1 protein-coding gene is annotated in these 522 nt (G+C 60.9%); it reads right to left on the reverse strand.

Annotated elements, in window-relative coordinates; genetic code table 11:
- The coding region (locus DEH80_RS17050) for a DDE-type integrase/transposase/recombinase (protein ID WP_133249316.1) at window positions 1-522 on the reverse strand (522 nt) is incomplete at both ends.

The following is a 522-nucleotide window of genomic DNA, read 5'->3' on the forward strand; positions in this document are numbered from 1 at the left end:
GAATGGCCATTCCGGCCCGTTTGGCCCAGGCGGTGAACGCCTCGCCCAGAAATTCCGGTCCGTTGTCGCACCGCATGACCTGCGGCAGACCGTGTTCCGCCTTTAGCTGCTGAAAGATTCGCACCAGGCGCTCGGAAGTGAGTGAGGTGTCGACCTCGATATGGAGCGCTTCCCGATTGAAATCGTCGACGACATTGAATGTCCGAAATCGCTTCCCGTTGTAGAGGGCGTCGCTCATGAAATCGACAGACCACACGGTATCGGGCATGCGCGGGACGTACAGCGCGACACGCTCACGCTTGGGCAGGCGACGCTTGGCCGGTCGTCGGTGATTCAAGCCCATCGCTGTGTACACGCGATAGACCCGTTTGTGGTTCCAGTCATAGCCGCGACGACGGATGATCTTGTAGCACTTCCAGAATCCCCGGCTGGGCCGGTCGGCGACCAGCTCGGCCAGCACGGCAATGATCTCGGCATCCCGGACCGTCCAGTGATCGGGCTCGTTGTAATAGGCCGACCGAG

Origin of the sequence: Abyssibacter profundi (assembly GCF_003151135.1) — a bacterium.
Taxonomy (GTDB): Bacteria; Pseudomonadota; Gammaproteobacteria; order Nevskiales; family OUC007; genus Abyssibacter; species Abyssibacter profundi.